Annotated in this window: 15 protein-coding genes and 1 pseudogene; 15 read left to right on the top strand and 1 reads right to left on the bottom strand. The window is 62.8% G+C overall.

From position 1 onward, the window contains the following. Window positions 1–14: 14 nt before the first annotated feature. The 3 genes and pseudogenes from WI560_RS24520 to WI560_RS24510 all read left to right on the top strand — a co-directional run. On the top strand, window positions 15–1544 hold the full coding sequence (locus tag WI560_RS24520; RefSeq protein WP_375305242.1) for an acyl-CoA carboxylase subunit beta: 1530 nt from the start codon (window positions 15–17) through the stop codon (window positions 1542–1544). An 8-nt stretch (window positions 1545–1552) separates the two neighbouring features. Further along, window positions 1553–3568 carry an acetyl-CoA carboxylase biotin carboxylase subunit gene (locus WI560_RS24515; RefSeq protein WP_375305241.1) on the top strand — a complete coding sequence of 672 codons (2016 nt, stop codon included), beginning with the start codon at window positions 1553–1555 and terminating at the stop codon, window positions 3566–3568. 51 nt (window positions 3569–3619) lie between these two features. Then, window positions 3620–3964, top strand: a pseudogene (locus WI560_RS24510) (methylmalonyl-CoA mutase family protein); the annotation flags it as partial. 450 nt (window positions 3965–4414) lie between these two features. On the opposite strand, the gene WI560_RS24505 reads toward WI560_RS24510, so the two are convergent. Further along, window positions 4415–5206 (bottom strand): IclR family transcriptional regulator, encoded by a 792-nt coding sequence (locus WI560_RS24505; protein ID WP_375305240.1) that lies wholly within the window; start codon window positions 5204–5206, stop codon window positions 4415–4417. Between the two features lie 173 nt (window positions 5207–5379). On the opposite strand from WI560_RS24505, the gene WI560_RS24500 reads away from it, so the two are divergent. From WI560_RS24500 to WI560_RS24445, 12 genes are all read left to right on the top strand, one after another. Beyond that, complete coding sequence (locus WI560_RS24500) at window positions 5380–6531, top strand: ABC transporter substrate-binding protein (protein WP_375305239.1); 1152 nt, start codon at window positions 5380–5382, stop codon at window positions 6529–6531. A gap of 63 nt (window positions 6532–6594) precedes the next feature. Next, entirely contained in the window at window positions 6595–7470 is an 876-nt protein-coding gene (locus tag WI560_RS24495; protein ID WP_375305238.1) for a branched-chain amino acid ABC transporter permease, read from the top strand. 4 nt (window positions 7471–7474) lie between these two features. Beyond that, window positions 7475–8446, top strand: a complete 972-nt coding sequence (locus tag WI560_RS24490) for a branched-chain amino acid ABC transporter permease (protein WP_375305237.1) — start codon at window positions 7475–7477, stop codon at window positions 8444–8446. After that, window positions 8443–9180: an ABC transporter ATP-binding protein gene (locus tag WI560_RS24485; RefSeq protein ID WP_375305236.1), complete on the top strand. Its 738-nt coding sequence runs from the start codon at window positions 8443–8445 to the stop codon at window positions 9178–9180. Before WI560_RS24490 ends, WI560_RS24485 begins: the two co-directional genes overlap by 4 nt. Further along, entirely contained in the window at window positions 9167–9874 is a 708-nt protein-coding gene (locus tag WI560_RS24480) for an ABC transporter ATP-binding protein (RefSeq protein ID WP_375305235.1), read from the top strand. Before WI560_RS24485 ends, WI560_RS24480 begins: the two co-directional genes overlap by 14 nt. A gap of 20 nt (window positions 9875–9894) precedes the next feature. Next, on the top strand, window positions 9895–11211 hold the full coding sequence (locus WI560_RS24475) for an aspartate aminotransferase family protein (protein WP_375305234.1): 1317 nt from the start codon (window positions 9895–9897) through the stop codon (window positions 11209–11211). An 86-nt stretch (window positions 11212–11297) separates the two neighbouring features. Continuing rightward, entirely contained in the window at window positions 11298–12968 is a 1671-nt protein-coding gene (locus WI560_RS24470; protein WP_375305233.1) for a hydantoinase B/oxoprolinase family protein, read from the top strand. Window positions 12969–12970: 2 nt separating this feature from the next. Next, window positions 12971–15013: a hydantoinase/oxoprolinase family protein gene (locus WI560_RS24465; protein ID WP_375305232.1), complete on the top strand. Its 2043-nt coding sequence runs from the start codon at window positions 12971–12973 to the stop codon at window positions 15011–15013. Window positions 15014–15263: 250 nt separating this feature from the next. After that, the gene (locus WI560_RS24460) at window positions 15264–15917 is read left to right on the top strand and encodes a 4Fe-4S cluster-binding domain-containing protein (protein WP_375305231.1); all 654 of its coding nucleotides are present in this window, start codon (window positions 15264–15266) and stop codon (window positions 15915–15917) included. A 1052-nt stretch (window positions 15918–16969) separates the two neighbouring features. Beyond that, window positions 16970–17635, top strand: coding sequence for a LuxR C-terminal-related transcriptional regulator (locus WI560_RS24455; protein ID WP_375305230.1), 666 nt, complete (start codon window positions 16970–16972; stop codon window positions 17633–17635). 43 nt (window positions 17636–17678) lie between these two features. Beyond that, a complete protein-coding gene (locus tag WI560_RS24450; protein WP_375305229.1) occupies window positions 17679–17963 on the top strand; it encodes a hypothetical protein in 285 nt (94 codons plus the stop codon). A gap of 489 nt (window positions 17964–18452) precedes the next feature. After that, on the top strand, window positions 18453–26771 hold the full coding sequence (locus WI560_RS24445; RefSeq protein ID WP_375305228.1) for a peroxidase family protein: 8319 nt from the start codon (window positions 18453–18455) through the stop codon (window positions 26769–26771). Window positions 26772–26781: the final 10 nt, after the last annotated feature.

Raw genomic sequence — 26781 nt, 5'->3', positions numbered from 1 at the left:
AGTTGGCCCAATCGATGTCCGTTATCGAAGCCCTTGAACAACGTCGCGCCGGTGCCAAACTCGGCGGCGGCGAGAAGCGCATCGAAGCGCAGCACGCCCGCGGCAAGCTGACGGCGCGCGAGCGCATCGAGCTGCTGCTCGACAAGGGATCGTTCGAGGAGTTCGACATGTTCGTCGAGCACCGCTCCACCGAGTTCGGCATGGAGAAGAACAAGATCCCCGGCGACGGCGTCGTCACCGGCTGGGGCACCGTCAACGGCCGCAAGACCTTCGTCTTCGCCAAGGATTTCACCGTGTTCGGCGGCTCGCTGTCGGAAACGCACGCGCTGAAAATTACAAAACTCCAGGACATGGCGATGAAGGCGAGGGCGCCCATCATCGGCCTCTATGACGCCGGCGGTGCCCGCATCCAGGAAGGCGTCGCCGCGCTCGCCGGCTATTCCTACGTGTTCCGCCGCAACGTGCTGGCCTCGGGCGTGATCCCGCAGATCTCCGTCATCATGGGGCCCTGCGCCGGCGGCGACGTCTATTCGCCGGCGATGACCGACTTCATCTTCATGGTGAAGAACACCAGCTATATGTTCGTCACCGGCCCCGACGTGGTGAAGACCGTGACCAACGAGGTCGTTACGGCGGAAGAGCTTGGCGGCGCCTCGGTGCACGCCACGCGCTCCTCGATCGCGGACGGCGCCTTCGAGAACGACGTCGAGACGCTCTTGCAGATGCGCCGCCTGATCGACTTCCTGCCGTCCAACAACACCGACGGCGTGCCGGAATGGCCGAGCTTCGACGACATCGGCCGGGTCGACATGTCGCTGGACACGCTGATCCCCGACAATCCGAACAAGCCCTACGACATGAAGGAGCTGATCCTGAAGGTCGTGGACGAGGGCGACTTCTTCGAGATCGCGGAAGCCTTCGCCAAGAACATCGTCACCGGTTTCGGCCGCATTGCGGGGCGCACCGTCGGCTTCGTCGCCAACCAGCCGATGGTGCTGGCCGGCGTGCTCGATTCTGACGCCTCGCGCAAGGCCGCGCGCTTCGTCCGCTTCTGCGACGCCTTCAACATCCCGATCGTCACCTTCGTCGACGTGCCGGGCTTCCTGCCGGGCACCGCGCAGGAATATGGCGGCTTGATCAAGCATGGCGCCAAGCTCTTGTTCGCCTATTCGCAGTGCACCGTGCCGCTCGTCACCGTCATCACCCGCAAGGCCTATGGCGGCGCCTTCGACGTCATGGCCTCCAAGGAGATCGGCGCCGACATGAACTACGCCTGGCCGACCGCCCAGATCGCGGTGATGGGCGCCAAGGGCGCGGTCGAGATCATCTTCCGCAGTGACATCGGCGACCCCGACAAGATCGCCGCGCGCACCAAGGAATATGAAGACCGCTTCCTGTCCCCGTTCATCGCCGCCGAGCGCGGCTATATCGACGACGTCATCATGCCGCATTCGACGCGGAAGCGGATCGCCCGGGCGCTGGCGATGCTGAAGGACAAGAAGACGGAAATGCCGGCGAAGAAGCACGACAATCTGCCATTGTGAGAAGAGCAGTGTTCAAACGCATTCTGATCGCCAATCGCGGCGAAATCGCTTGCCGGGTCATCAAGACCGCTCGCAAGATGGGAATTGAGACGGTTGCGGTCTATTCCGAGGCCGACCGCGATGCCCTCCATGTCGAGACGGCCGACGAAGCCGTGCTGATCGGCCCGCCGGCCGCCGCCGAAAGCTATCTGGTGATCGAGAAGATCGTCGAGGCCTGTCGCAAGACCGGCGCCGAGGCCGTGCATCCCGGCTACGGCTTCCTGTCCGAGCGCGAGGCGTTTCCCCGCGCGCTGGAGGCGGCCGGCATCGTCTTCATCGGCCCGAACCCCGGCGCGATCGCGGCGATGGGCGACAAGATCGAATCGAAGAAGGCAGCTGCCAAGGCCAAGGTCTCGACCGTGCCGGGCTATCTCGGCGTCATCGAGGACGGCAACCATGCGGTCAAGATCGCCGACGAGATCGGCTATCCCGTCATGATCAAGGCCTCCGCCGGCGGCGGCGGCAAGGGCATGCGCATCGCGCACTCGAAGGCCGAGGTCGCCGAAGGCTTCAATCTCGCCAAGGCCGAGGCGAAGGCCTCCTTCGGCGACGACCGCGTCTTCGTCGAAAAGTTCATCGTCGATCCCCGCCATATCGAGATCCAGGTGCTGGGCGACAAGCACGGCAACGTGATCTATCTCGGCGAGCGCGAGTGCTCGATCCAGCGCCGCAACCAGAAGGTCATCGAGGAGGCGCCGTCGCCGCTGCTCGACGAGGCCACGCGCCGCAAGATGGGCGAGCAGGCCGTCGCGCTGGCCAAGGCCGTGAACTATGATTCCGCCGGCACCGTCGAGTTCGTCGCCGGCCAGGACAAGAGCTTCTATTTCCTGGAGATGAACACGCGTCTTCAGGTCGAGCATCCCGTCACCGAGCTCGTCACCGGCATCGATCTCGTCGAGCAGATGATCCGGGTTGCGAGCGGCGAGAAGCTCGCCATCGCGCAGAAGGACGTCACGCTGACGGGCTGGGCGGTGGAATCCCGCCTCTACGCCGAAGATCCGTTCCGCAACTTCCTGCCCTCGATCGGGCGGCTCGTGAAGTATCGTCCGCCGGCAGAAGCAAGCCAGGACGGCATCACCATCCGCAACGACACCGGCGTGCAGGAGGGCGGCGAGATCTCGATCCATTACGATCCGATGATCGCCAAGCTCGTCACCCATGCGCCGTCGCGCGCGGCCGCGATCGAGGCGCAGGCGACCGCGCTGGATTCGTTTTATGTCGACGGCATCCGTCACAACATACCGTTCCTGTCTGCCTTGATGCATCATCCGCGCTGGCGCGAGGGGCGGCTGTCGACCGGCTTCATCGCCGAGGAATTCCCCAAGGGCTTTGCCGTGCGCGTGCCCGAAGGGGAGGTCGCACGGCGCATCGCCGCGGTCGGCGCCGCTATCGATCACGTGCTGGGGGAGCGCAAGCGGCAGATATCCGGACAGATGGGTGGCCGCGACGTGCAGCGCGAGCGCCGCCGCGCGGTCTGGCTCGACCGCCAGGAGATCCTGCTCGAGGTGGCGCGCGAGGGCGAGGCCATCGCGATCCGCTTCATCGATGCCGACGGCAAGGCCGGCAATGCGCATCTGTTGCAGTCGCCGTGGAAGCCAGGCGATCCGGTCTGGCAGGGCATCATCGACGGCCATCTCGTCGCGGTGCAGACGCGCCCGATCGCGAACGGCGTTCGTCTCGCCCATCAGGGCGTCGAGGTGCCGGTCTACGTCTGGACCGAGGCGGAAGCAGCGTCCGCGCGGCTGATGCCGGTCACGACCGCGTCCGACACCGGCAAGAAGCTGCTCTGCCCGATGCCCGGCCTCGTGGTCTCGATTGCGGTGAGCGAGGGGCAGGAGGTCAAGGCCGGCGAGACGCTCGCGGTGGTCGAAGCCATGAAGATGCAGAACGTGCTCCGCGCCGAGCAAGACGGCACGGTGAAGAAGATCCACGCCAGCGCCGGCGCGACGCTCGCGGTGGACGCGCTGATTTTGGAGTTTGCGTAAGCACGCGATGCGTGGTTGACAATTAGGCCGGTAACCGGTGCGAGATCAAGAATGTCGATGTCATTTCCAGATAAATGGAAGAGGATTGCTGAGAAGGAACTAAAAGGCGATCCCATCGCGCTCGTGCGGAAGGTTCCGGAGGGCATTGAAGTCAAGCCGATCTATACGGCGTCTGATTTAGATGGGATCGAGCATCTGGACACGTTACCTGGCATGTCGCCGTTCATTCGTGGTCCTAAGGCGACGATGTATGCTGGCAGACCGTGGACAATCCGCCAGTATGCGGGATTCTCGACTGCAGAGGCGTCAAACGCATTTTATCGTTCCGCCCTTTCCTTAGGACAGATGGGCTTGTCGGTTGCATTCGATTTGGCGACCCACCGCGGCTATGATTCAAGGATGGCGGAGCGGGCCGGCTTCGTGCGGGTCCCTGAAAGCTTCGAAATCGTCCGAGATTGGCCGAAATGGCCGTCGCGGTGGTACACAGCGGTGGTCACAAAATCCGGCCGGGCTTTTCGGGCCTTCTTGTTTCTCGGCGGTTTTTCGCGCAATTGGGGCATCGGGATGAGAGTCCCACTCTCTCCTCCACGGTCACGGCGATATGCTGCTTCTTAGCAAGCAGAAGCGACATTGTTGCGCGATTTTTGCTCGCACTTGCGGTAACAAACCGAAGTTACTTCAATGCATCCGGCCCAGACTACGAATCTGCTTCTCGCTTCGCTCGCTACTAAAATGGATCTAATCGTGGGTCGGATGTTCGAGCCATCTCGGGATCTCCAGCCTGTCTGATGCAAAGCCGATGAAGCGGGGGCACTTTCTCGCGTGCGTGAAGCTGCCAATTCACGATCAGACGGGGCTTCTTGCCCGCATGCGCGTGCCGAGGGACAGGGCTTTTGCCAAGGTTGCTGCAGTGGCATTCAGCGCCGCAATTCGCGCGGGCAACTGCTTGTTCATGATGCGCTCCAGCGGGCCGGTCATGCCGACCGAATGCAGCACGGCGCCATCCGGCAATCTCACCGGCACTGCGATGGCGGCGAGACCCTCGTCGATCTCGCCGATGCAAGTTGCATAGCCGAACTTGCGAACCTTGGCATATTCCTGCTCGATCCATTTTCGGCTGGTGTGCGAATTCACGGTCGGCTTGGGCAGGTCTTCGGAAAGCGCCGCGTCTATTAATGCCTTGCTTTGAAAGGCCATGATGGCCTTTCCCGTCGCCGCGGCATTGACCGGCATTTCGATGCCGGGCTGCACGTAGCCGCGCCAGCGCACGTCGGGCGAATGCGAAACGGCGACCACCACGCGCTTTCCGACCAGTCGCGCGAGATAGCACGTCTCTGTACTGGCTTCGGTCAGGGCTAGCAGATGAGGCCCGGCGAGTGATGCATACCAGCCGTCGTCCGCGCCGGCGTGAAGCAGGCGGGTGAGGCGTTCTCCAACATGGTAAGTCCGTCCCCCCTCTCCTTCGGCCGCCATGCCGGCACGGACCAATCCCTTCAGCAATCGGTGGGCGGTGGTTTTCGGTAGATCGAGCATGGACGAAACGTCAGCCAGCGTGATCGTGCCTGAAAATGCAGCGACGACCTCCAGCACGTCGATGTAGCGCGCGAGCGGGCCGGGGGAAGCGTCGTCTGTTGACATGGAGTTAATCAGTTCCTGGGCGGCCCGCGCCAATTTGTACGTCTTGACTCGTCGGCTGTTTGCCGTTTACCGTTTCAGTATTCGGAATATCATTCCGGAAAACGGAACAGTTGTCAAGCGCTCGATTCAATGAGTTCGCTGACCTGGCATTGGTGTTGTAGAGGAGAGGCGACGTGGGATTCACGCGGAAGGACTTTCTAGGTTCGGTGATTGCGGCGACGATGCTCTCGCTCACCGGGACTGCACATGGGCAACAAGCGGAGCCGATCCTGATCGGCGCGACCGTTCCTATGACGGGCCCTCTGTCGCTGACGGGGAAGCAGTACCAGAACTCCCTGACGATGGCGGAAGAGGACATCAACAAGGCCGGTGGCATCAAAGGGCGGCAGATCAAGATTGTGTTCGAGGATACCCAGGCGTCGAACGGCACAGCTGTAAACGCCTTCGTCAAGCTGGCTCAGGAAACCAAGCCGTCCTTCTTCTTCCTGTCGAGCTATTCGACACAGAATCTCGCCGTCGCGCCGGAGCTTAAGAAGGTCCAGGTGCCCGCCATGTATGCCGGCGGTGCCGATGCCGTGGCCGATGGGGGCAATGAATGGATGTTCCGCATCCGGCCCGCCGACAGCGTGTCCGCCGAGGGCATGGTCAAGGCGGCGGTCGACGTCATCAAGGCGAAGAAGCCGGGCATTCTCTATATCCAGAACGATTTCGGCCAGGGCGGCGCCCAGACGGCAGCCAAGCGCCTCGAGGCCGCAGGCATTCCGGTCGTCGGCATGGAAGCCTATGGCCAGAACGACAAGGACTTCTCTGCGCAGTTGCTCAGCTTGCGCAGCAAAGGCGCCGATACGATCCTGATCTTCAACTATCCGCAGGACGGCGCGCTGGTGCTGCGCCAGGCCAAGGTGCTAGGCTTCAATATGCCGCTGGTTACGTCATCGGCGGCGCTGGTACCGGCCGCCCTCCAGTTGCTTTCGCCCGCCGATCTCGAAGGCGTTTGGGGCGTCACGGATGCGTTCATGGACGCTAGCGCTGGCGGCCGGATGAAGGACTACGTCGAGCGTTTCAAGGCGAAGTTCGGCATCGATCCCGATCCCTATGGCCTTGCCTATTATGACGGTGCGTTCCTGATGGCGGAAGGCATGCGCAAGGTCGGCACGGACGCGAAGGCGTTGCGGGAGTGGCTGGCGGCGGTCAAGGGCTGGCAGGGTGTCGGTCACGTCTATTCCTACGATGCCAAGGGCAATGGCGTGCGCGATCTCGCCGTCGTGAAGGCGAAGTCCGGCACCAAGACGCTCGAACTGGTGCAGCCCGTCACCCTCGACTGATCATATCGGATGGATTTGCCTCGCGGCCGGTACGGCCGCGAGGCGCGAGCGAGCAGGGGCGTCATGGCCGATTTCATTCAGCTTCTCGTCAACGGACTGGCGATCGGCAGCGTCTATGCGCTGGCGGCAATCGGCTTCGTCATCGTCTACTCGGCGACCGGAGTCGTGAATTTCGCGGCCGGCCAGTTCGTGATGTTCGGAACCTTTGCCGGTGTCGTGACGCTGATCAATGCCCAGCTGCCGTGGTCCGTCGCCTACGGCGCCGCCCTCGCAATCATGGCGCTGTTCGGAGCCTTGTTCTTCATCACCGTCTATTTGCCGTTGCGGCGCGGGTCGATCGTTACGATCATCATCGGTACCGTCGCGGTCGGCATCATCATGCAGAACGCGGCGCTGCTGTCGTTCGGATCGTGGCCGTTCCGCCTGCCGTCTCCCCTGGAGGACCGGGTGGTCAATCTGGGCGGCGCCATCATCTCGACCCATGCGTTGGGCGTGGTCGGCGTCACCGCCATCTTGGTCGCGGGACTTTGGCTGCTGTTCAACCGGACCTCCGTCGGCGTCGGCATGCGGGCCGTCGCGCAGGATCTCCAGGCCGCTAAGCTGATGGGTCTCAAGGTCAACCGGCTGCTGGCCCTGTCGTGGGTGCTCGCCGCCATTCTCGCCGGCGTCGCCGGCCTCATGCTCGGGCCGATGTGGTTCGCCGACGTCAATATGGGCGATCCGATCGCACTGAAGGCATTTGCGGCGACCATTATCGGAGGCTTCGGCAGCCTGCCGGGTGCCATCGTCGGCGGGTTGTTCGTCGGCCTCAGCGAGGTGCTCGGTGCGTCCTATGTGTCATCCGCCTACAAGGATCTGATCTCGTTTGGCATCATGATCGTCTTCCTGCTCGTGCGTCCGCAGGGCGTGTTCGGCGAGAAGATCCAGGACCGGGGTTGATCCGATGGCGATGCGCGTTCCATTGGCGATCGCTGCAGCGATCCTTCTCGGCGGCCTCGTCGCGAGCGTTCTGCCGGAATATTACCTCCGGCTGTTCAATCTCTCGGTGATCTCGGCGGTCGCCGTCATCGGCCTGAATTTCGCGTTCGGCTATGCCGGCCTGATCTCGCTGGGCCACGCAGCGTTTGTCGGCATGGGCGCATATGGGCTAGCAATCCTGACCACGGCCTGCAACTGGTCGCCGTGGCTGGCGATGCCGGCCGCGATCATGGCAACCTCAGCGCTCGCGGCCCTGATCGGTTATCCCCTGCTGCGCCTGCGCGGACATTACCTCGCGCTGGCCACGTTGGGTCTCAACGTCTCGTTCTACATCGTGACGTCGAACTGGATCGGCCTGACGGGCGGCACCAACGGCATCGCGCGAATTCCGGAGCTGGCCATCGGTTCCCTGGCGCTTTCCGGCGAATACCGGTTCTTGTGCGTCGCGCTCGTGGTCCTCGCGGTGGTCGCGGCGCTTGCGGCGATGCTGCACGCGTCACGACATGGCCGCGAGATGATGGCGGTGCGCGATGACGAGATCGCGTCTGAAATGATCGGGATCGATGTCACGCGCGTGAAGATTACGGCCTTCGTGCTGTCTGCAGTCTATGCCGCCATCGCGGGCTGCCTGTTCGCGCTGCATGTACGTTTCGTGGCGCCCGAGGACTTCACCTACGCGCATTCCATCACATACCTTGCAATGCTGATCGTCGGCGGCGAGGGCACCATCGTGGGAGCGATCCTCGGCGCGATCCTGCTCACCTTCCTGCCCGAGTGGCTGCGCTTCCTCGGCACCGCCTACCTTCTCTTCTTCGGCCTGCTCATGCTCTGCATCCTGGTGTTCCTGCCGACCGGACTCGCCGGTCTCGGCCGGCGCCTGCGTCGTCTCCGCTCGCGCAGGACGGCATCCGTTGGCGTACCGGAGATGACGTCATGAACGTGTTGGAGGCGCGCGGCATTCGCAAGCGCTATGGCGGTCTAGCGGCGCTGGCGGATGTCGATCTGACGGTTGCGAAAGGGCAGTTCGTCGCGGTGATCGGACCCAACGGCGCCGGCAAATCGACGCTGCTGAATGTGCTGACCGGGCTGGTCATGCCCGACGAGGGCCAGGTCCTTCTCGACGGTCAAATCATCACGCGGATGGCCACCAACAGGCGGATCCGCGCCGGGCTCGGCCGCACTTTCCAGCACGGGCGCGTGTTTGCGCGCCTGAACGTCCTGGAAAATGTCATGACCGGCGCGGCGATTCGCAGCGACCTCAACGAGGCCGGTCTGCGCGACGCCGCGATGGAGATCATCGAGCAGATGGGACTTGCCGACGTGGCCTGCGAAGCGATCGATTCGCTCTCCTATGGCCGTCGCCGCATGGTGGAACTTGCGCGTGCGGTGGCCTGCCGGCCGCATGTCCTGCTGCTCGACGAGCCGGCCGCTGGCCTGAATTCCGGAGAGGTTGACCAGCTGGTCGATCGGTTGACGGCGCTGCGTGCCACCCACGGGCTCGCGATCGTGCTGATCGAGCACAATATGGGCATGGTCATGCGGCTTGCCGAGCGCATCTTCGTGCTCAATTTCGGTTGCAGGATTGCCGAGGGAACGCCGGCGGAGGTCCAGGCGGATCCCACAGTGCTCGCGGCCTATCTGGGCGAAGGATATGTCCATGCTGGCGTGTAACGAGCTGGCGGTCGCGCATGGCGACATCGTCGCGCTGCAGGGCGTGACGCTCAGGGTTGATGCCGGCGAAACGGTCGCGCTGATCGGCGCCAACGGTGCCGGCAAGACCACGCTGCTGCATACGATCTCCGGCCTCAACCGGGTGTCGTCGGGAGACATCAGGTTCGAAGGCGAATCCATCTGCGGCTGGTCCACGGATCGCAGGGTAGCGAACGGGATTGCGCAGGCTCCCGAGGGGCGACGGATCTTTCCGGGCCTGTCGGTCGAGGAGAACCTGACGCTTGCGACCGTGAGCTGGCGCCGCTGGGGCCAATCTACCGCGGCCGATCTCGATCGCGTGTTCGAACTGTTCCCTCGGCTGAAGGAGCGGCGCAAGCAGCTCGGCTGGTCGTTGTCCGGCGGTGAGCAGCAGATGCTGGCGATCGGGCGTGCATTGATGGCGCGGCCGAAGCTGCTGCTGCTTGACGAGCCCTCGCTGGGCCTGGCGCCGCGGCTCGCCGAGGAAGTCTACGAGCGTGTCAGGGTGATCAGCAAGACCGGTCTGACGATCCTCGTCGTCGAGCAGAACACCGTGCTGGCGCTGTCGGTGGCCGACCGCGCCTACGTGCTGGAGACCGGCCGCATCGTGCTCGACGGGTCGGCAAACGAACTCAAACACAATGCGCGCGTGCGCGAAGCTTATCTGGGCCGCTAGGCCCGGAGCGAGGAGGCAATATGTATCCCGAATCTCATCCGCAATCGCGCGAACTTTACGCGCGCGCATTGAACAGCCTGCCGGGCGGCAATACCCGCACGACGGTGTTCATGAAGCCGTTCCCGATTTATGCAGCGCGCGGCTCGGGCTGTCGCGTCTGGGACGTCGACGGCAACGAATATATCGACTGCATCAACAACTTCACCTCGCTGATCCATGGTCACGCGCATCCGGCTCTGATCGAAGCGGCCACGAAGCAGCTGGCGCTCGGATCCGCCTTCGGCATGCCGACGGAATCCGAGGTGGATCTCGCCGAACTCCTCGTGGGACGGCTGCCGTCGATCGAGCAGGTTCGATTCGCAAATTCCGGGACCGAAGCCGTGATGATGGCGCTGAAGGCGGCGCGCGCCCATACGGGCCGTCCGAAGATCGCGAAATGCGAAGGTGCCTATCACGGCTCTTACGACTATGCCGAGGTCAGTCTCGATCCGCCGCCTTCGGCGTGGTGCGGCAACGCACCGGTCTCGGTCGCCTATGCCAAGGGGACGCCGCAGAACGTGCTTGCCGATGTCGTGACCATTCCGTTCAACGATGTCGAAGCGGCCGTCAGCCTGATCCGCGAACATGGTCCGGAGCTCGCATGCGTCCTCGTCGATCCGATGCCGAATCGGGCAGGCCTGGTGCCGGCCGACAGGGCGTACCTGGAGGCGCTGCGTCAAGTGACGCGCGAGGTCGGTGCATTACTCATCTTTGATGAAGTCATTACCTTTCGGCTCGGCTATCATGGTGCGCAAGGCTTGTGGGGCATCGATCCAGACCTCACCACGCTCGGCAAGATCATCGGCGGCGGCTTCCCGGTCGGCGCCATCGCCGGTGGCAAGCAATTCATGTCGGTGTTCGATCCATCATCGGGCAAGCCGGCATTGCCGCATGGCGGCACGTTCTCGGCCAACCCGGTTACCATGCGCGCGGGACTGGCGGCCATGGAACTGCTCGACGAGGCGGCCTTCGCCCGTCTCGACACGATCGGTCAGGCGGTGCGCGACGGAATCGATGCGGCGTTTCGCAAGACCGGCGTTCCCGGCGGCACGGTAGGCCTCGGTTCGCTGTTGAAGATCCATTTCACCGATCGCCGGATCCGCGACTATCGCTCGGCCTATCTGACCGAGGCCGAAGCGAAGCGGCAGGCCGTGTTCAATGCGGGCCTGCTCAATCGCGGAATCTCTGCGGCCAATTACGGCCTGATGGCGCTGTCGCTACCGATGACCGACGCGGATGTCGACGCGATCGTCGCCGCGGCAAGCGCTTCGCTGCAAGAGGTCGCGGCGCTCGGCTGACCAGATCGTTTCATGTCGATGACTGTTCAGGCCGGCGTCCCGATGATGCCGGCCCGGATTTCCTCATCCCGAAAAGCAGGCTCGCGATGACTTCGAAGATTGACCCTATAACCCGTTCTGTTGTGCAGCATCGCCTGAGTTCGATCGTGAACGAGATGGGCGAAGCGATGCTGCGTACGTCCTATTCGCAGATCCTGAATTCCAGCCGCGACTTCTCGCTCGGCATCTGCGACGTCGAGGGGCGGTTGATCGCACAGGCCGATCACATACCGGTTCATGTGGGCGCGCTCTCATGGGCGACGCTCGCCGTCGAGGAACGCTTCAAGGACATAAAGCCCGGCGACGTCCTGCTTCTCAACGATCCCTATCACGGCGGCAGTCATCTGCCCGATTTGACCGCCTTTGTGCCGGTCTTTGACGGCGATCGGCGGCTTTTCTGGACCATTGTGCGCGCGCATCAGAGCGATATCGGTGGCGCCACGCACGGCGCCTATAACCCTGGCGCGACGGATATCTGGCAGGAAGGCCTGCGCGTGCCGCCGATCCGGCTCTACGAGGCGGGCAAGCTGCGCGACGATCTGCTCGACATGCTGGCGCTCAACGTGCGCAATCCGCGTGATTTTCGCGGTGATCTGGCTGCCATGGTCGGCGCTGCGCACCTTGGCGAACGCCGCATGAAACGTCTGTTCGCCGAATTCGGCGGAGCGACGGTGGAGGCGGCGGTGGAGACGATTCTCGACACCGCGGAGCGGCAGACGCGCGCGGTGTTGTCGACCTGGAAGGACGGCGTGTTCTATGGCGAGGCGTTTCTCGACGATGACGGCCATGGCCGTAGCGATATCAAGATCGCCGCGAAGGTCACCAAACAGGGCAGCGACATCGAGGTCGATCTATCCGGATCGGATCCGCAGACGACGAGCTTCGTGAATTCTTCGCACGCCAACATGCAAGCCGCGGTCGTGATGGCGTTTGCCTATCTGATCGATGCAGACATTCCGAAGAACGCCGGCGCGCTGCGGCCGCTCAAGGTGGTGGCGAAGCAGGGCACGATCGTGTGGGCCGATCCGGGCCTGCCGGTGACGATGTGCACCAGCCATCCCTCCAACGAGATCGTCGAGGCGATCGTCAAGGCCCTGTCCGCGTCCTGTCCGGACCGCGCGATGGCGGGATGGAGCCGGCGTTTCCGCATCGCGATCCAGGGTGAGGATCCGCGCACCGGCCGGGGCTTCATCTGGCACATGTTCCAGGCGCGGCCCGGCGGTGGGGCATCCTCCGCCGGCGACGGCTGGTCGTCGATCGGCGAATGGCACAGCGTGGGCGGCATCAAGTTCGGCAGCATCGAGGTGGCCGAGGCGCGCTTCCCCCTGCATTTCCGCCATCACGAATTCCGCGCCGATTCCGGCGGCATGGGGCGCTATCGCGGCGGCCTCGGCGTCGCGCTCGATCTCGTGGTGCAGACGGCGAAGCCGGCGAAAGCCAACACCGCCGGCGACGGCACGCGACATGGCGCGTGCGGCATGCTCGGCGGCGGCGATGGCGCGCCGCATCACTATGCACTGGTCTCGAAGGGGCGCGAGCCGCGCGTGCTGCGCACCAAGGAGGTCGGCATCGAGGTGCTGCCGGGCGACTGTTTCGAAATCCGCTCCGCCGGCGGCGGCGGCTGGGGCCCGCCTGACCAGCGTTCGCAAGAGGCGCGCGCGCGCGACCTGGCGCAAGGCTTGACGACGATCGACACAACCACCGAGCGGGTATCCTGACCATGTTTACGATTGGAATCGATGTCGGGGGGACCTACACCGACCTGGTCGCGATCGATCGCGAGGGGCGAACCATATTCGCGAAATCGCCGTCCACGCCGGCGGATCAGTCGATCGGCGTGATGACCGGCCTCGAGGAACTGGCGCGTCGGCTCGGTTTGTCGCGAGCGGACATGCTCGGCCAAACCGAGCGCCTCGTCCACGGCACGACGGTCGCCACCAATGCGCTGCTCGAACGCAAGGGCGCCAAGGTCGCGCTGTTGACGACGGAGGGTCATCGCGACGTCATCGAAATGCGCGAGGGCCTGAAGGGGGACCGTTACAATCTGCGGACGGCGCCCCCCGAGCCGTTGGTGCCGCGCGAGCTTCGCTTCGGCGTTCGCGAGCGCGTCAGGCCCGATGGCGAGGTGCTGATCCCGCTCGATCAGGACTCGCTCGGTGATGCGATTGCCGCGATCCGGGCGGCCGGCGCGACGTCGGTCGCCGTGTGCTTCCTGCACTCCTATCGCAATCCCGCCCATGAAATCGCGACCGTCGAGCGGCTGGAGCGCGAACTGCCCGATGTCAGCGTGTCGCGGTCGAGCGACGTGCTGCCGCAGATCAAGGAATACGAGCGCGTCTCGACGACCATCGTCAATGCCTACGTCGGACCGGCGGTGCGGCGCTATCTCACCAGTCTCGAGGCACGGCTCAGGGAGGCCGGGCTGGCCAGCAGCCTTTTCATCATCCTCTCCCATGGCGGCATGGCGCCGGTCGAGGCGGCCGCGCGGCTTGCCGCTGGCACCGTGCTGTCCGGCCCTGCGGGCGGCATTTCCGGCTGCCGGCGCTGCTCTGAGCTGCTCGGAATTCCGGATCTGGTGCCGTTCGACATGGGTGGAACGAGCACCGATATTTCGCTGATCACCGATGGCTGTGCTTCGCTATCGGCTGACGGCAGCCTCGCTGATCAACGGATCGCGCTACGCAGTCTCGACATCGCCAGCATTGCGGCAGGTGGCGGTTCAATTGCGAGTCTCGATGTGGGGGGCGCGTTCCGCGTCGGGCCGGAAAGCGCCGGTTCGGTGCCGGGGCCCGCGTGCTATGGCAATGGCGGGACCGAAGCGACGGTGACGGACGCCAACGTCGTTCTCGGCTATCTTGACGCGGCTGCGTTCATGGGCGGCAAACGGCCGCTTGATCGCGCCGCATCCGAGGCGGCGGTCGACCGTCTTGCGAAATCGTTCGACCTGTCGCGCGTCGATGCCGCCGCCGGTATCTATCGTATGGTTAATCTGCGCATGGCCGATGGCATCCGCCTGATGACCCTGCGTCGCGGCGTCGATCCGCGGCGCTACGCCCTGCTCAGCTTCGGCGGAGCCGCCGGGCTCCATGCGGCCGAAGTGGCGCGCGAGCTGGAGATCAGGCGCATTATCGTTCCGACGGCGGCATCCGTGCTTTCGGCGTGGGGCATGCTGACCAGCAATCTGCGCTACGAGGTCAGCCGGACGCATTACAGCGCCGGACGGCGCATTACGGCTGCGGAAGTCAGGGCGGTCTTCGCCGATCTCGAGCAGGCGGCGGCCACCCGTTTGAAGTCATGGTTCGGCGGCGAGGTGATCGTCGAGCGCTCGGCGGAAATGCGCTATGGCGAGCAGATTTTCGAGATCGACGTTCAACTGAATGACCTCGACTGGGCGGCCGACGACATCGTTGATCGAATCGAACAGCGCTTCCACGATCGTCACGAGGAGCTGTACACCTATTCCTCGCCGGATCAGGAGGTCGTATTCGTCAATGCGCGCGTCGCCTGCGTGGGTATTGTTCCTCAAGGAGCGCAAGTCGCCCAGACGTCAGTCGTCGCATCGCCCTGCAGCCCCTCGGGACAGCGGAAGGCATTCTTTGGCGAATGGCGCGAGGTGCCGGTCTATGCTGCGAGCGCCCTGCAGCCCGGTCATTCCATCTATGGTCCTGCGATCGTCGAGGCTGAAACTACCACCGTGGTCGTCAATGCCGGCGACCACATCACCGTCAACGCGCTGGGCTGGCTGGATATCCAGCTGAAATGAGGGACGATCGATAGCCCTGCGCTGTCGCATGACGGGCTGCAGGGGGTGCGCGTCGCCGCGTCACATCTCGATTCCACAAAGCGGCCGTTCGTGGCCCGGGACGAACTGGTGTCAGGGTCGTGGACCATTCGTGCAACACATTGCAGTACGACGAGCTTAAGCTAGAACCAGAAGCGACAGTCCTGAGGCTGATAGGTCGAAGTCGGGGTCGCATAAGGAGGCATCTCGTGTCGGCACAATGGAAGCCGTAGTGTCGTTTGTCGCGTTCGTCGCGCCCGACGATCTGGGCGCGCTTGTGGAGAGCTGGTCGCTGCCGGAGCAGACAGCCGATGAGCTGGAAGCCATTCAGGTCATCCGGCGCCGTGATTCCGACCTGCCGATCCGTCTGCTCGCGACCAAACTGAGAACGCGAAAGTCCTTTCTGCGCGGCGGACCAAAACTCCACATCTTCGTCGTGACGTTGCGCTGCGATCATTCGTGCCGATACTGGCAGGTATCGCGCGCGTCGGATCAATCAGATCGATTCGACATGTCCGAGGCGACTGCGAATGCTGCCATCGATCGATTATTCGATGCGCCAGGTGCGGAGCTCACGGTCGAATTCCAAGACGGCGAGCCGCTGCTTGCATTCGACCGCATCAAGCATATCGTCGAGACGATTACGCGACGCAACGAAGCCGAGCGGCGGCAGATCCGATACACCAGTACCTCAACCCTGCATCATCTGTCGGACGACATTCTCGCCTTCCTTCAGCAGCATCAGTTCCACGTCTCGATGTCGCTGGACGAACCGGCTGAGCTGCACGATTCCAATCGTCCTCTGCCGGGGCGTAATTCGCATGCCCGGACGCTGACGGAATCACGCGTGTCCGCGCCGCCCTTGGCGAGGACCTCTGCGCCCTGACGACGTTGACCGCAAAGAGCCTGCAGAGGCCCGATAGCGCACTTCGTAGATACGATGTGGAATCCGGTATGCGCCGCCACCTGCATTGTGAGTCCCAGGCCGCGATTCCGCTTGAGCGTGCACTCTTAAGTGGCGGCCTTCCTGCATGGATCGTCAGCCGCTCTGCGATTGCTAGTCGCGCCACTGGTCCAGCGGACAAGCGACCCAATTGAGCAATTCAAGTGTCTTGTTATAGCTGTTCAACCAAGGGCAACTTGCGCAGTCACGCAATGGCTTGGGGATACTCTGCGATAGGTCAACGTGTCTGCATTTTCCGATTCGACTTTTAGTGGTCGCTCACTGATGCGTCGCATTCAGGGGTGTAGGCGTGAGCCAGTTTCTATCGATGCTGCTGCTGCCGACGGCCGTGGTTCTAACCGTTTGCTTCGGAGTTGCGGCCTGGCGCCTCTCTGACGACAAAGAGGTCGACATCACCGGCGAGATCCCGCACCAGTCCTATGGATGGAAGGGGCCACCCACCCGATAACCTCGCGCCGCCTACAGCCCCTCGCTGCGTGGATCCCGGTCGGATTGCGTTGGCACGGTCCTTGCGGATCAATCCACATCTCCGTCGGTCTGGCAGGGAGCCGTTTCGCGATGAAGCAGAAATCTCGAGTCCCAAAGCCGCGCAAGCCTACTTTGGCACATATGGTCTCCGATCTGGTGAGATTGCTTAAGGCAATGGAGAACCTAGAGAGGCTGAGAGAGAAAGCCCGCCTAGCTGAGAGCAACCAGAGGCCCCGTTTACCCGATGCAGTCTCGGCATCGCGCCAGGGAACCGGCTCAATTGCAAAGATCCTTCCGCCGTAGTGTTCCCGTCATCGACTGGGCCAAGTCTTCGTAGTGCCAAGTCTCCGCAGTCTTTGCGCACTTGCGAGATAAGGTGCTGGGGCATCCTAGGCATGGAGGAAGGGATAATGAAGGTGCAGGCAACGGACCGTTTACATTCTATTTAAAATCATTTATCTCTGAGCTTGTTTTAATATTTATCTCGCTTTTAAATGGAGCGGTTGATGCGTCGAATTTCAGTGGCCATCGTTGATTATCATCCGATTACGTTGGAAGCGCTTGTCAGCGTCGTTGGCCGCAACGCAAATTTGGAACTGCTGGGAACTGGATCGGCCGTCCCGGATATTCTCCAGCTCGCGACTGACTGCCGACCGGACATTTTGATTGTTGAAGTCGGTATGCCAGGCAATGCCTTTGAGGCCATCACCAAGGTAGTCAGCAGCGTGCCTACCGTGAAGGTCGTTGCCTTCACAGGAGTGGTCGGGGTTGCAACTGCGATTCGAGCGCTCGACGCAGGCGCTGTTGGATTCGTCTTGAAGGCGGCTCAGTCGTGCGAGCTGATCGAAGCCATCGAAGCCGTTGCACGGGGTGAAAACTACATCACCCGGAGCTTTGCCAGCCAAGTTATCGCGGGGTTACGGGATGAAACGCTTCGGCGCAAGGCTGCAGCCATCATCAACCTTACCATCCGTGAAGAGCAAATCGTCAAGCTCTTGGTCCGTGGCAATACGAATAAGGAAATCGCAGCGCGCCTCAAGCTGAGTGATAAAACGGTGAAACATTATATGACGATCCTCATGCAAAAGATGAATGCTCGCAATCGGCTGGAGGTTGTTGTCGCCGCTCAGAAAATGCAGGAGTCCAATTTGGGCGCGCATACTCTCAATTGAGGCAACCACGTCTATACTGGCGATCAACTTAGGAATGACCCCGATGATCAAACAAGAACACGAATCAACCAACCGAAATGGCTCATCGAGAGAGCATTTGTTCTGGGCGCGTGAGTTCATCCAACTCGCCAAAACTCAAGCGCGAAGCAAGGGCGTCTCCGACCAGGTCCTTGCACAAGCCATGTTGGTTCATGCATGGATGCTGTTCACGGGACAGAACGAAGAAGCGTCGAGAAGATCCGTCAGTGCGCTCTTTGCGTCGAGCATGGCCAAGAATTTGGCAGCAGGCTCATTGAGCCACACCAATTCAAGGCCAATGGACTCCTAGGCAGGAGCCCGCGTCTCCGCTTGATAGCAGCAGAAAGCTTGCCGCGTGGTTAGGATAGCCGACGCGGTGACCACGAATACCCGACTTCGGGACCTTGTATCGCAAGTTGGCGTTCGCGTCGAAAGCAGTCCATCCCACCCTCTACCCACAGGATGATCCCGAGTTGGCGGAGTGCTCGTCCTGACATTTGCCCGGGACGGTCTTGCCACACACTTCAGCTATATGAGATCGGTCCTCCGCCACGGCTTGGCGCAGAAGGCACTTATAGCGCTGAAGGTTTTCAAGCGCTCCTTCAAACGAGCTGTGGCCAGCCTCTTCCTTCGGACCAAGGTCTGAAGATCATTCCGACCTTTGTCTCAAATTCGGTCGGACCTTCCTCCGTTCCATACGCGGCTTCCAAGTCTCAAAGTTGCTCCAGAGTTCACGGTTGCGCCTTTAGGACACCTCACTCCTTTGGGCGGCCTCTGTGCCCAACAACGGGAGCGCGTCATGGTTTCCTACATCAAGAGCGATCTGGAATTCATCCTGGAGCAGATCAAGATTTCTGAGGCGCACGCGAGCGGTCAGCCGCTGTTTGGCGTTGGTGGGCTTGTGCCGGCTTACAACCTCTCACTGGGTCTTCGTACGGTTGACGGCACCTACAACAATCTGCTGCCGGGGCAGGAGCGGTGGGGCGCTGCTGACATCCAATTCCCCGAGGGGCTCGGGACCGACTTCCGGCCGGCGAGCGGCACGCCGTTGGACTTCGACGGCCCGGGAGGAATGCCTCCGATCCCGACTCAGTCGACTTACGCGCCCTCCAACGATCCGAACTCCTTTGTCGTCGACGGCAGCATCCGTACGATCTCCAACCTCATCGTCGACCAGACGCTGAACAATCCAGCGGCCATCGTGACGGCGCTTGAGCGCGCCGGTTCGGCAGACCCGTTTGCGGACCTGGTGATTGTCCAGAACGCAGCCGAGCTTATCATCACGACAACCGCTGCCGCTACCGCTGCACAGGCTGCCGAGCTTGCCGCCGAGGCAGCTGTCGCGGCGGCAACGGCAACCCAGGTTGCGGCGCAGGCTGCCTATGACGCTGCCCTTGCGAATAACGGCGCGGCTGTCGCAGCGCTGGCCGCCACGTCCGACGATGCAGCCGCGGCCGCCGATGCTGCGACAGAAGCGGCCGCGATTGCACTGTTCGTCGGTGGCAACATCAGCGCTGCGGACATCGCCGCAGTCGAGGCCGCAGTCGCAGCGGCGCTCGCCGCCTCCAACGCTGCCGCCGCCGTGGTGACCGGGCTATCTGTGGGCCATGCCGAATTCGCCGACGCGCAGGCCGTCCAGACGAACGCGCTGACGTTGCACACGCAGTTGGTGGCGATCCGGGGAGCGTTGGTCGAAGGTCAGTCTGCAGGACCGCATTTTGCAACGATCGCTGCTGCGGCGACGTTGGCGGATGAAAATGTTGCGCCTGCCGAGAGTCTCACGGCCGATCTGACTGCGCTGGTTGATCCCGACGCCGTCGCGGAAGCTCTTGCCGCTCTGACAGCCGCCAACGACGCGCTGGCGACGGCAGTGGCAAACGAGGCGACAGCCGAAGACGCCAGCGATGCGGCAGATGCGGCGGCAGAGGCGGCTATCGCAGGACTGGCAACAACCCTGGCTGAATTCGGCATCGAATTCGATGGCGAGAACATCAGCCTGCCCAACATCGCGCCGGACGGCGGCCTGTCAGCATCGTTCAACTCGTGGTTCACTCTGTTCGGCCAGTTCTTCGACCACGGCCTCGACCTGGTGGGGAAGGGCGGCAGCGGTACTGTCTACATTCCTCTGCAGCCCGACGATCCGCTGTATGTCCCGGGCAGCCACACCAACTTCATGGTGCTGACGCGGGCGACCGTTACGCCCGGAGCCGATGGCATCATGGGTACGGCCGACGATGTCAGACCCATCAACACGACGACGTCGTTTGTCGACCAGAATCAGACCTACACCTCCCATTCTTCGCATCAGGTATTCCTGCGGCAATACGTGCTGAACGGAGATGGCGAGCCGGTCGCAACCGGCAGGCTGATCGAAGGCGCCAACGGCGGCATGGCGACCTGGGGCGAGCTTAAGGCTCAGGCCCGGGACATGCTGGGGATCATCCTGACCGACTCCGACGTCGGCAACGTGCCCCTACTGAGAACCGACCAGTACGGCAACTTCATCCCCGGAGCGAATGGCACACCGCAGGTCATTATCGGCATCGGCCCCGATGGCATCCCGAACACCGCCGACGATGTGACGATTTCCGGGACACCGGATGCTCCTGTCGGCATTGCCGGTGCCATCCGCATTGGTCACGCTTTCCTCGCTGACATCGCTCACGATGCCGTTCCGACCGGCCTGGCGGATGGCGACATCGAGATCGGGCTGGGCAATCCAGGCAACCAACCGGCAGATCCCGGTGCATATGACAACGAGTTGCTCGACGCGCATTTCATCGCGGGCGACGGCCGCGTCAACGAGAACATCGGCCTGACCGCGGTCCATCATGTCTTCCACGCCGAGCACAACCGCTTGGTGGAGCACACCAAGGCGGTCATTCTGGCCACCGGCGATAACGCGTTCATCCAGGAATGGCTGGTGCCAGGTGCCGTGATCGGTGACGGCGTCAGCGACTTGGAATGGAACGGGGAACGCCTGTTCCAAGCCGCCAAGTTCGGCACCGAGATGCAGTACCAACATCTCGTGTTCGAGGAATTCGCGCGCAAGGTTCAGCCCCAGATCAACCCGTTTGTTGTTCCCGACGGCTACGACGTCACGATCAATCCGTCGATTGTCGCCGAGTTCGCTCACGTCGTCTATCGCTTCGGTCACTCGATGCTGACTGAGACGATTGACCGGTTCGATCCGTCGTTCAACGCCGGCCATATCGGCCTTATCGAGGGATTCCTTAATCCATTCGAGTTCGACGAAGTCGGCGGTACCGCGCACGGCGTCACCGACGAGGTCGCGGCCGGCGCGATCATCCGGGGTATGACCCGCCAGGTCGGCAACGAGATCGACGAGTTCGTGACCAGTGCGTTGCGCAACAACCTGCTCGGCCTGCCGCTCGATCTCGCCACCATCAATCTGGCGCGTGGCCGCGATACCGGCGTGCCGTCGCTCAACGCCGCGCGGCGTGAGTTTTTCGAGATAACCAACAGCGCGGCCGAGCTCAAGCCCTACGAGAGCTGGGTTGAGTTCGCTGCCAACCTCAAGCACGAGGCGTCGATCATCAACTTCATCGCGGCGTATGGAAACCACGCGCTGATCACCGGCCAGACGACCATCGAGGGCAAGCGTGACGCGGCGCTGACCATCATCACCGGGCAATCGGTCGGCGGCCTGTTGGTTCCCGCGGATGCCGAGGACTTCCTCAACGGCATCGGTGCCTACGGGGCCGGCAACGCCCTGGGGGGCCTGGAGAATGTCGATCTTTGGATCGGCGGCCTCGCCGAAAAGATCCTGCCGTTCGGCGGCATGCTGGGTTCAACCTTCAACTTCGTTTTCGAGGTGTCGCTGGAGCAGCTTCAGAACGGCGACCGCTTCTACTATCTGCAGCGGCTCGACGGCCTGCATCTATTCGGGGAGATGGAGGCGAACTCCTTCGCCGCCATGATCATGCGCAACACGGATGCCACCCATCTGCCCTCGGACGTGTTCTCGGTCCCCGGCCTGATCCTCGAGATCGACCGAACCAAGCAATACAATCCTGGACTAGGTGAGACGGCCGGTGCGGATGGCATCCTGGCGGATGATCCGCTGACCGTTGGAGTCGATGAGAGCGCCGACAATCTCGGCAACGATCCGGTTGGCGGCGGAATCCTCACTCCGTTGGTCATCCGCAACAATCCGGCCACCCCGGGTGCGGACACCAACTACCTGCGATACACGGGCGATCAGCACGTCGTGCTCGGCGGCACTGCCGGAAACGATATCCTTATCGCCAGCGAAGGGGACGACACGCTGCATGGCGATGCCGGCAACGACTTCCTTGAGGGGGGCGCCGGCAACGACGTCCACAATGGCGGCGACGGCGACGACATCATCAAGGATCTCGGCGGCGACGACAACATCAAGGGCGGCGCCGGCAACGACGTCATCAACTCGGGACCGGGGCTGGATCTCGTCCTCGGCGGTGCCGGCAAGGACTTTGTCTTCTTAGGCAACGATGCCGGCGGCGAGGTGTTCGGCGGTGAAGGCGATGACTTCATCTACGGAAACAAGAACGCCGAACGCCTTCTGGGCAATGAGGGCAACGACTGGATCGAGACCGGCACTTTCGACGGCGCGCCGGGCGACAACTTCGACGAGCTCTTTGCGCGCGATGGCGTCGTCGGACACGATGTGTTCCTGGGCGATGGCGGTTTCGACGAGTTCATCGCCGAGGGCGGCGACGACGTCATGGTTGGCAGTCCCGGCCGTGGAAAGCTGGCCGGTATGTCGGGCTGGGACTGGGTGACGTACAAGGACAACACCTTCGGCGTCGACGCGGACCTGACGCGCGGTATCGTGTTCGATGAGTTCCCGAACCCGCCCGTGAACGGCACGCTCGACGCCTACGAGTCCGTCGAAGGCGTGTCGGGCTCGAGGTTCAACGATATCCTCACCGGCTCCGATACCCTGGCCGCCGATCGTCTGCCGTCATCTGTCGGCGGTTCGGAAGGCTACACCGGCAGCACCGTCACGGCCGAGAGCCTTGCACTGATCAACGGCCTCGACGCCGTCCTGGGCACCGGCGTTACGTCCTACTCCGCGGGTGACATCATCCTCGGTGGCGACGGCAGCGACAGGATCACGGGCCGCGCTGGCGATGACATCATCGATGGCGACAAGTGGCTGAACGTCCGGATCAGCGTCCGTCAAAACTCGGACGGAACCGGCCCTGAAATCGACTCGCACAACAGCATGACGACGCTCGCTGCCGCCATGTTTGCCGGCACGTACAATCCGGGTCAGCTCGTGATCGTGCGCGAGATCCTGGCTACCGGCGACGCGGTCGTCGACACCGATACCGCGGTGTTCTCGGGCGCTGCTAGCGAATACATCTTCGCCGGCAATGCCGACGGCACCATACAGGTGACACACACCGTCGCGGATGGCGACGGATCCGACAAGCTGCGCGGCATCGAGCGTGTCGAGTTCGCGGGCGGCGAGTCATTTAACATCATCATGGGAACGCCGGGCAACGATCCGGCTCTCAATGGAACCAATCCGGGCGCCCCCGTGGGCAACGACGGCAACGACCTGATCGTCGGGCTCGGCGGAAACGACGTGCTCAATGGTCTGGGTGGCAACGACATCCTGATTGGCGGCGACGGAACCGACACGCTCAACGGCGGGGACGGCAATGATGCGCTCGACGGCGGCCTCGGTAACGATGCGCTCAACGGCGGCCTCGGCAATGACACCTACAACGTCCGCCTGGGCGACGGGAACGACACGATCACCGAACTCGACAACGGCGGTTCGACCGATCGGCTCGTGATCCAGACGGGCAGCACAGAGGACCTGCCGGTTGCGCTCACGACGCTGAATGCCGCAGACAATGATACCGGCACCGCCAATGGCGACCTTGTCGTCGCCGTGAACGGACAGACGGTGTCCGCCATCAATCACTTCGACGGCGGCAATCCGCAGCGGGGCATCGAGAGCATCAACTTCACCGGCGCCACCTACAATGGCTATCTGCTCGGCTTCGAGGATTACGTCGTCAACCGTGCCGATCCGACCGGTTTCAGCCGCACGATCAACCTCGCGGCGTCGACGGCTAACAACTTCGTCGCCGGCGAGAACCTTACCAATGACGAGATAATCGGCGGCAGCGGAAACGACCTGATCTTCGGCGGCACCGGAGACAACGAGCTGCAAGGCGGAGCCGGCGAAGACCTTCTGGTCGGCGGTTCGGGAGCCGGTGATGGCGACCTTCTCGACGGCGGCCTCGATGCCGACGTGATGATCGGCCTGAACGGCAACGACACCTACGTCGTCGACGATATCGCAGACGTCGCGGTCGAAGCCTTGAACCAGGGCACCGACACGATCGAGACCGAAATGGCCGTGTTGTCGATCGTAGCGTTCGCCAACGTGGAGAACCTGGCATACACGGGCATCGATGCCGATCCGTTCGTCGGTACCGGCAACGATCTCAACAACGTCATCACGGGCGGCGACCTCGCCGACACCCTGAGCGGACTCCTGGGCAACGACACGTTGAACGGCGGGCTCGGCGCCGACAGCCTGCTCGGCGGCGACGGCAACGATACGCTGAACGGCGGCGACGATGGCGATACGCTGAACGGCGGCATCGGTACCGACACGCTCAATGGCGGTGCCGGGGCCGACACCATGGCGGGCGGCGCCGACAACGATATCTACGTCGTTGACGATGCTGGCGACGTGGTCAATGAGATCGCCGCGGGTTCGGGCGGAATCGATCGGGTCGACTCGTCCATCAGCTACACTCTCGGCACCAACGTCGAGAACCTGAACTTGGTCGGAGGCAATACGATCAATGGAACCGGCAACGCTCTCGACAACACGATCGTCGGAAACAACGCCACCAATCAATTGTTCGGTGGCGGCGGTGTCGACGTCCTGACGGGCAACGGCGGCAACGATCTGCTCGACGGCGGTACCGGCAACGATACCCTGTCCGGCGGCGACAACAACGACGTGATCATAGGTGGCGAAGGCAACGACCTCATCGATGTCGGCACCGGCTTCAACACGATCGCCTACAACGCGAGCGGCTTCGGCAACGATACCATCAGCAGCTTCGATGCAGATGGGGGCACCGCGGCGACCCAGGACAAGATCGATCTCTCAGGTCTTGGCGTCACGGCGGCCAACTTTGCCACCCGTGTCTTTGAGAGCGCGTCTGGTGGCAACACCGTGCTCACGATCAGGGAGGGAGGTGCGGCCTCGCCGATCCAAGGCACGATCACGATCAATGGCATCGGCAATGCCTCCATCGACATCAACGATTTCACCCTGGCGACGACGCCGGCCTCCACGATCAACGGAACGGCGGGCAACAACGTCCCGCTGAACGGGACCGCCAATGCCGATACGATCAATGCCCTTGCCGGCAATGATTCGGTCAATGCCGGGGGTGGAAACGACATCGTGAATGGCGGCACCGGCAACGATACGCTGAATGGCGATGATGGCGACGACACGTTCAACTGGAACGCCAACACCGCGACCGCGACGTCGCTGACCAACTCCGACGGTCGCGATATCGTCAACGGCGGAGCCGAGGGAGCTTTGGGCGATACCTTCGTGATCGCCGGCAACGCAGCCGTCGCGGAGACCTACCGCATCTACACCCGTGCCGCCTGGGATGCGCTGCCCGGCAACATCGGGGCCAGCCTCAATGCGGCCACGGAGATTGTCGTCACGCGTGGCGCGAATACCGACTTTGCCAACTCGGTCATAGCCGAGTTGCGCGAGATCGAGGAGATTCGTATCAACAACTCGGAACCCGTCGGCAGCGGCAGCGCAGGCGGCGACACGATCCAGGTGATCGGCGACTTCTCGGGCACCAGCCTGCGCCTCAATACCATCACCATCGATGGTGAGGAAGGTGACGACACGATCGACATTTCGGCCCTGACTTCGGCTCATCGCATCGTGTTCAGGTCCAACGGCGGCAACGACACCATCATCGGCGCCCTGCAGGCCGAGGACGTGATCGAGCTTCCCGAAGGATCGGATATTTCGGCGTACGAGCTCGTCGAGAACGACAACGGCACCAAGACGATCTCGAACGGGATCCATTCGGTCACCTTCACAGGGATCGTCCCGCCGCAATTCCTGGCGGATGAGCCTGGCGGCGACGACACCGAGCCGCCGCCGGACGACAGCGAGGATGATGACACCGCAGTGGACGGCGTGGTTCGCACCGGAACGGCGCAGTCGGACATGCTGGTCGGCACGGCGGGCGACGACAACATCGTTGCATTCGCCGGAAGTGACATCGCCATCGGCGATGCCGGGGCCGACGCGATCGCTCTCGGCGAGGATGCAGACTTCGCCAACGGCGGGGCGGGGAGGGACGTGATCTTTGCCGGAGCGGGTGACGACCACGTATTCGCCGGTGCTGACGCCGACATCGTTTACGGCGATGCCGGGGCAGATCGCCTCTTCGGAGACGAAGGCGATGACATGATCACGGCCGGCGCGGGCGACGATACCGTCTTCGGCGGCGCCGGCAATGATCTGATTATAGCCGAGATCGGTGACGGCAACGACACGTACTTCGGCGACGAAGGTACCGGGGGCGGCGGCGTCGACACGCTCGACATGTCGGCGTCGACCGCGGCGGTCAACGTCAACCTAGGCTCCGGCCCGCTGATGAACGGCAGCGTGTCGAGCATCCAGACGGGCAACGACACAATCTGGGGCATCGAGAACGTCAACACCGGGTCCGGCGACGACACCATCACGGCGAGCAACGCGGCCAACGTGGTGAATGGCGGCGCAGGTAACGACACATTCAAGTTCCAAACCACCTTCGCCGCGGATGGCGACACGATCCATGGGTTCGAGCCCGGCGATCGCATCGATCTGAGCGGCATCGATGCGAACACTGGTGCGGCAGCTGATCAGGCCTTCACTCTCGTGAGCGGGGCCGCTCAGACGGCGGCGGGCCAATTGGCCGTCCGCTTCGAGAGCCGGGCCGATGGCGAATTCACCGTCCTGCAAGGTAACGTCGACAGCGACGACGCCGCCGAGTTCACTATTGAAATAGAAGGTCATCACACCCTGACGAATTCCAACTTCAATCTCTAGGGCCAGGACG

It is taken from the genome of Bradyrhizobium sp. A11 (genome assembly GCF_042077125.1).
GTDB classification, from domain to species: Bacteria; Pseudomonadota; Alphaproteobacteria; order Rhizobiales; family Xanthobacteraceae; genus Bradyrhizobium; species Bradyrhizobium japonicum_B.
The sequence above is the reverse complement of the archived record's forward strand: the minus strand, read 5'-3'. Positions and strand labels throughout refer to the sequence as shown.

Excerpts from the sequence above, each read along its gene's own strand:
- WI560_RS24475 (WP_375305234.1), top strand. The coding sequence starts at position 9,895 with ATGTATCCCGAATCTCATCCGCAATCGCGCGAACTTTACGCGCGCGCA.
- WI560_RS24480 (WP_375305235.1), top strand. The coding sequence starts at position 9,167 with ATGCTGGCGTGTAACGAGCTGGCGGTCGCGCATGGCGACATCGTCGCG.
- WI560_RS24505 (WP_375305240.1), bottom strand. The coding sequence starts at position 5,206 with ATGTCAACAGACGACGCTTCCCCCGGCCCGCTCGCGCGCTACATCGAC.
- WI560_RS24520 (WP_375305242.1), top strand. The coding sequence starts at position 15 with ATGTCCGTTATCGAAGCCCTTGAACAACGTCGCGCCGGTGCCAAACTC.
- WI560_RS24470 (WP_375305233.1), top strand. The coding sequence starts at position 11,298 with ATGACTTCGAAGATTGACCCTATAACCCGTTCTGTTGTGCAGCATCGC.
- WI560_RS24450 (WP_375305229.1), top strand. The coding sequence starts at position 17,679 with ATGATCAAACAAGAACACGAATCAACCAACCGAAATGGCTCATCGAGA.
- WI560_RS24455 (WP_375305230.1), top strand. The coding sequence starts at position 16,970 with ATGCGTCGAATTTCAGTGGCCATCGTTGATTATCATCCGATTACGTTG.
- WI560_RS24495 (WP_375305238.1), top strand. The coding sequence starts at position 6,595 with ATGGCCGATTTCATTCAGCTTCTCGTCAACGGACTGGCGATCGGCAGC.
- WI560_RS24490 (WP_375305237.1), top strand. The coding sequence starts at position 7,475 with ATGGCGATGCGCGTTCCATTGGCGATCGCTGCAGCGATCCTTCTCGGC.
- WI560_RS24465 (WP_375305232.1), top strand. The coding sequence starts at position 12,971 with ATGTTTACGATTGGAATCGATGTCGGGGGGACCTACACCGACCTGGTC.
- WI560_RS24485 (WP_375305236.1), top strand. The coding sequence starts at position 8,443 with ATGAACGTGTTGGAGGCGCGCGGCATTCGCAAGCGCTATGGCGGTCTA.
- WI560_RS24445 (WP_375305228.1), top strand. The coding sequence starts at position 18,453 with ATGGTTTCCTACATCAAGAGCGATCTGGAATTCATCCTGGAGCAGATC.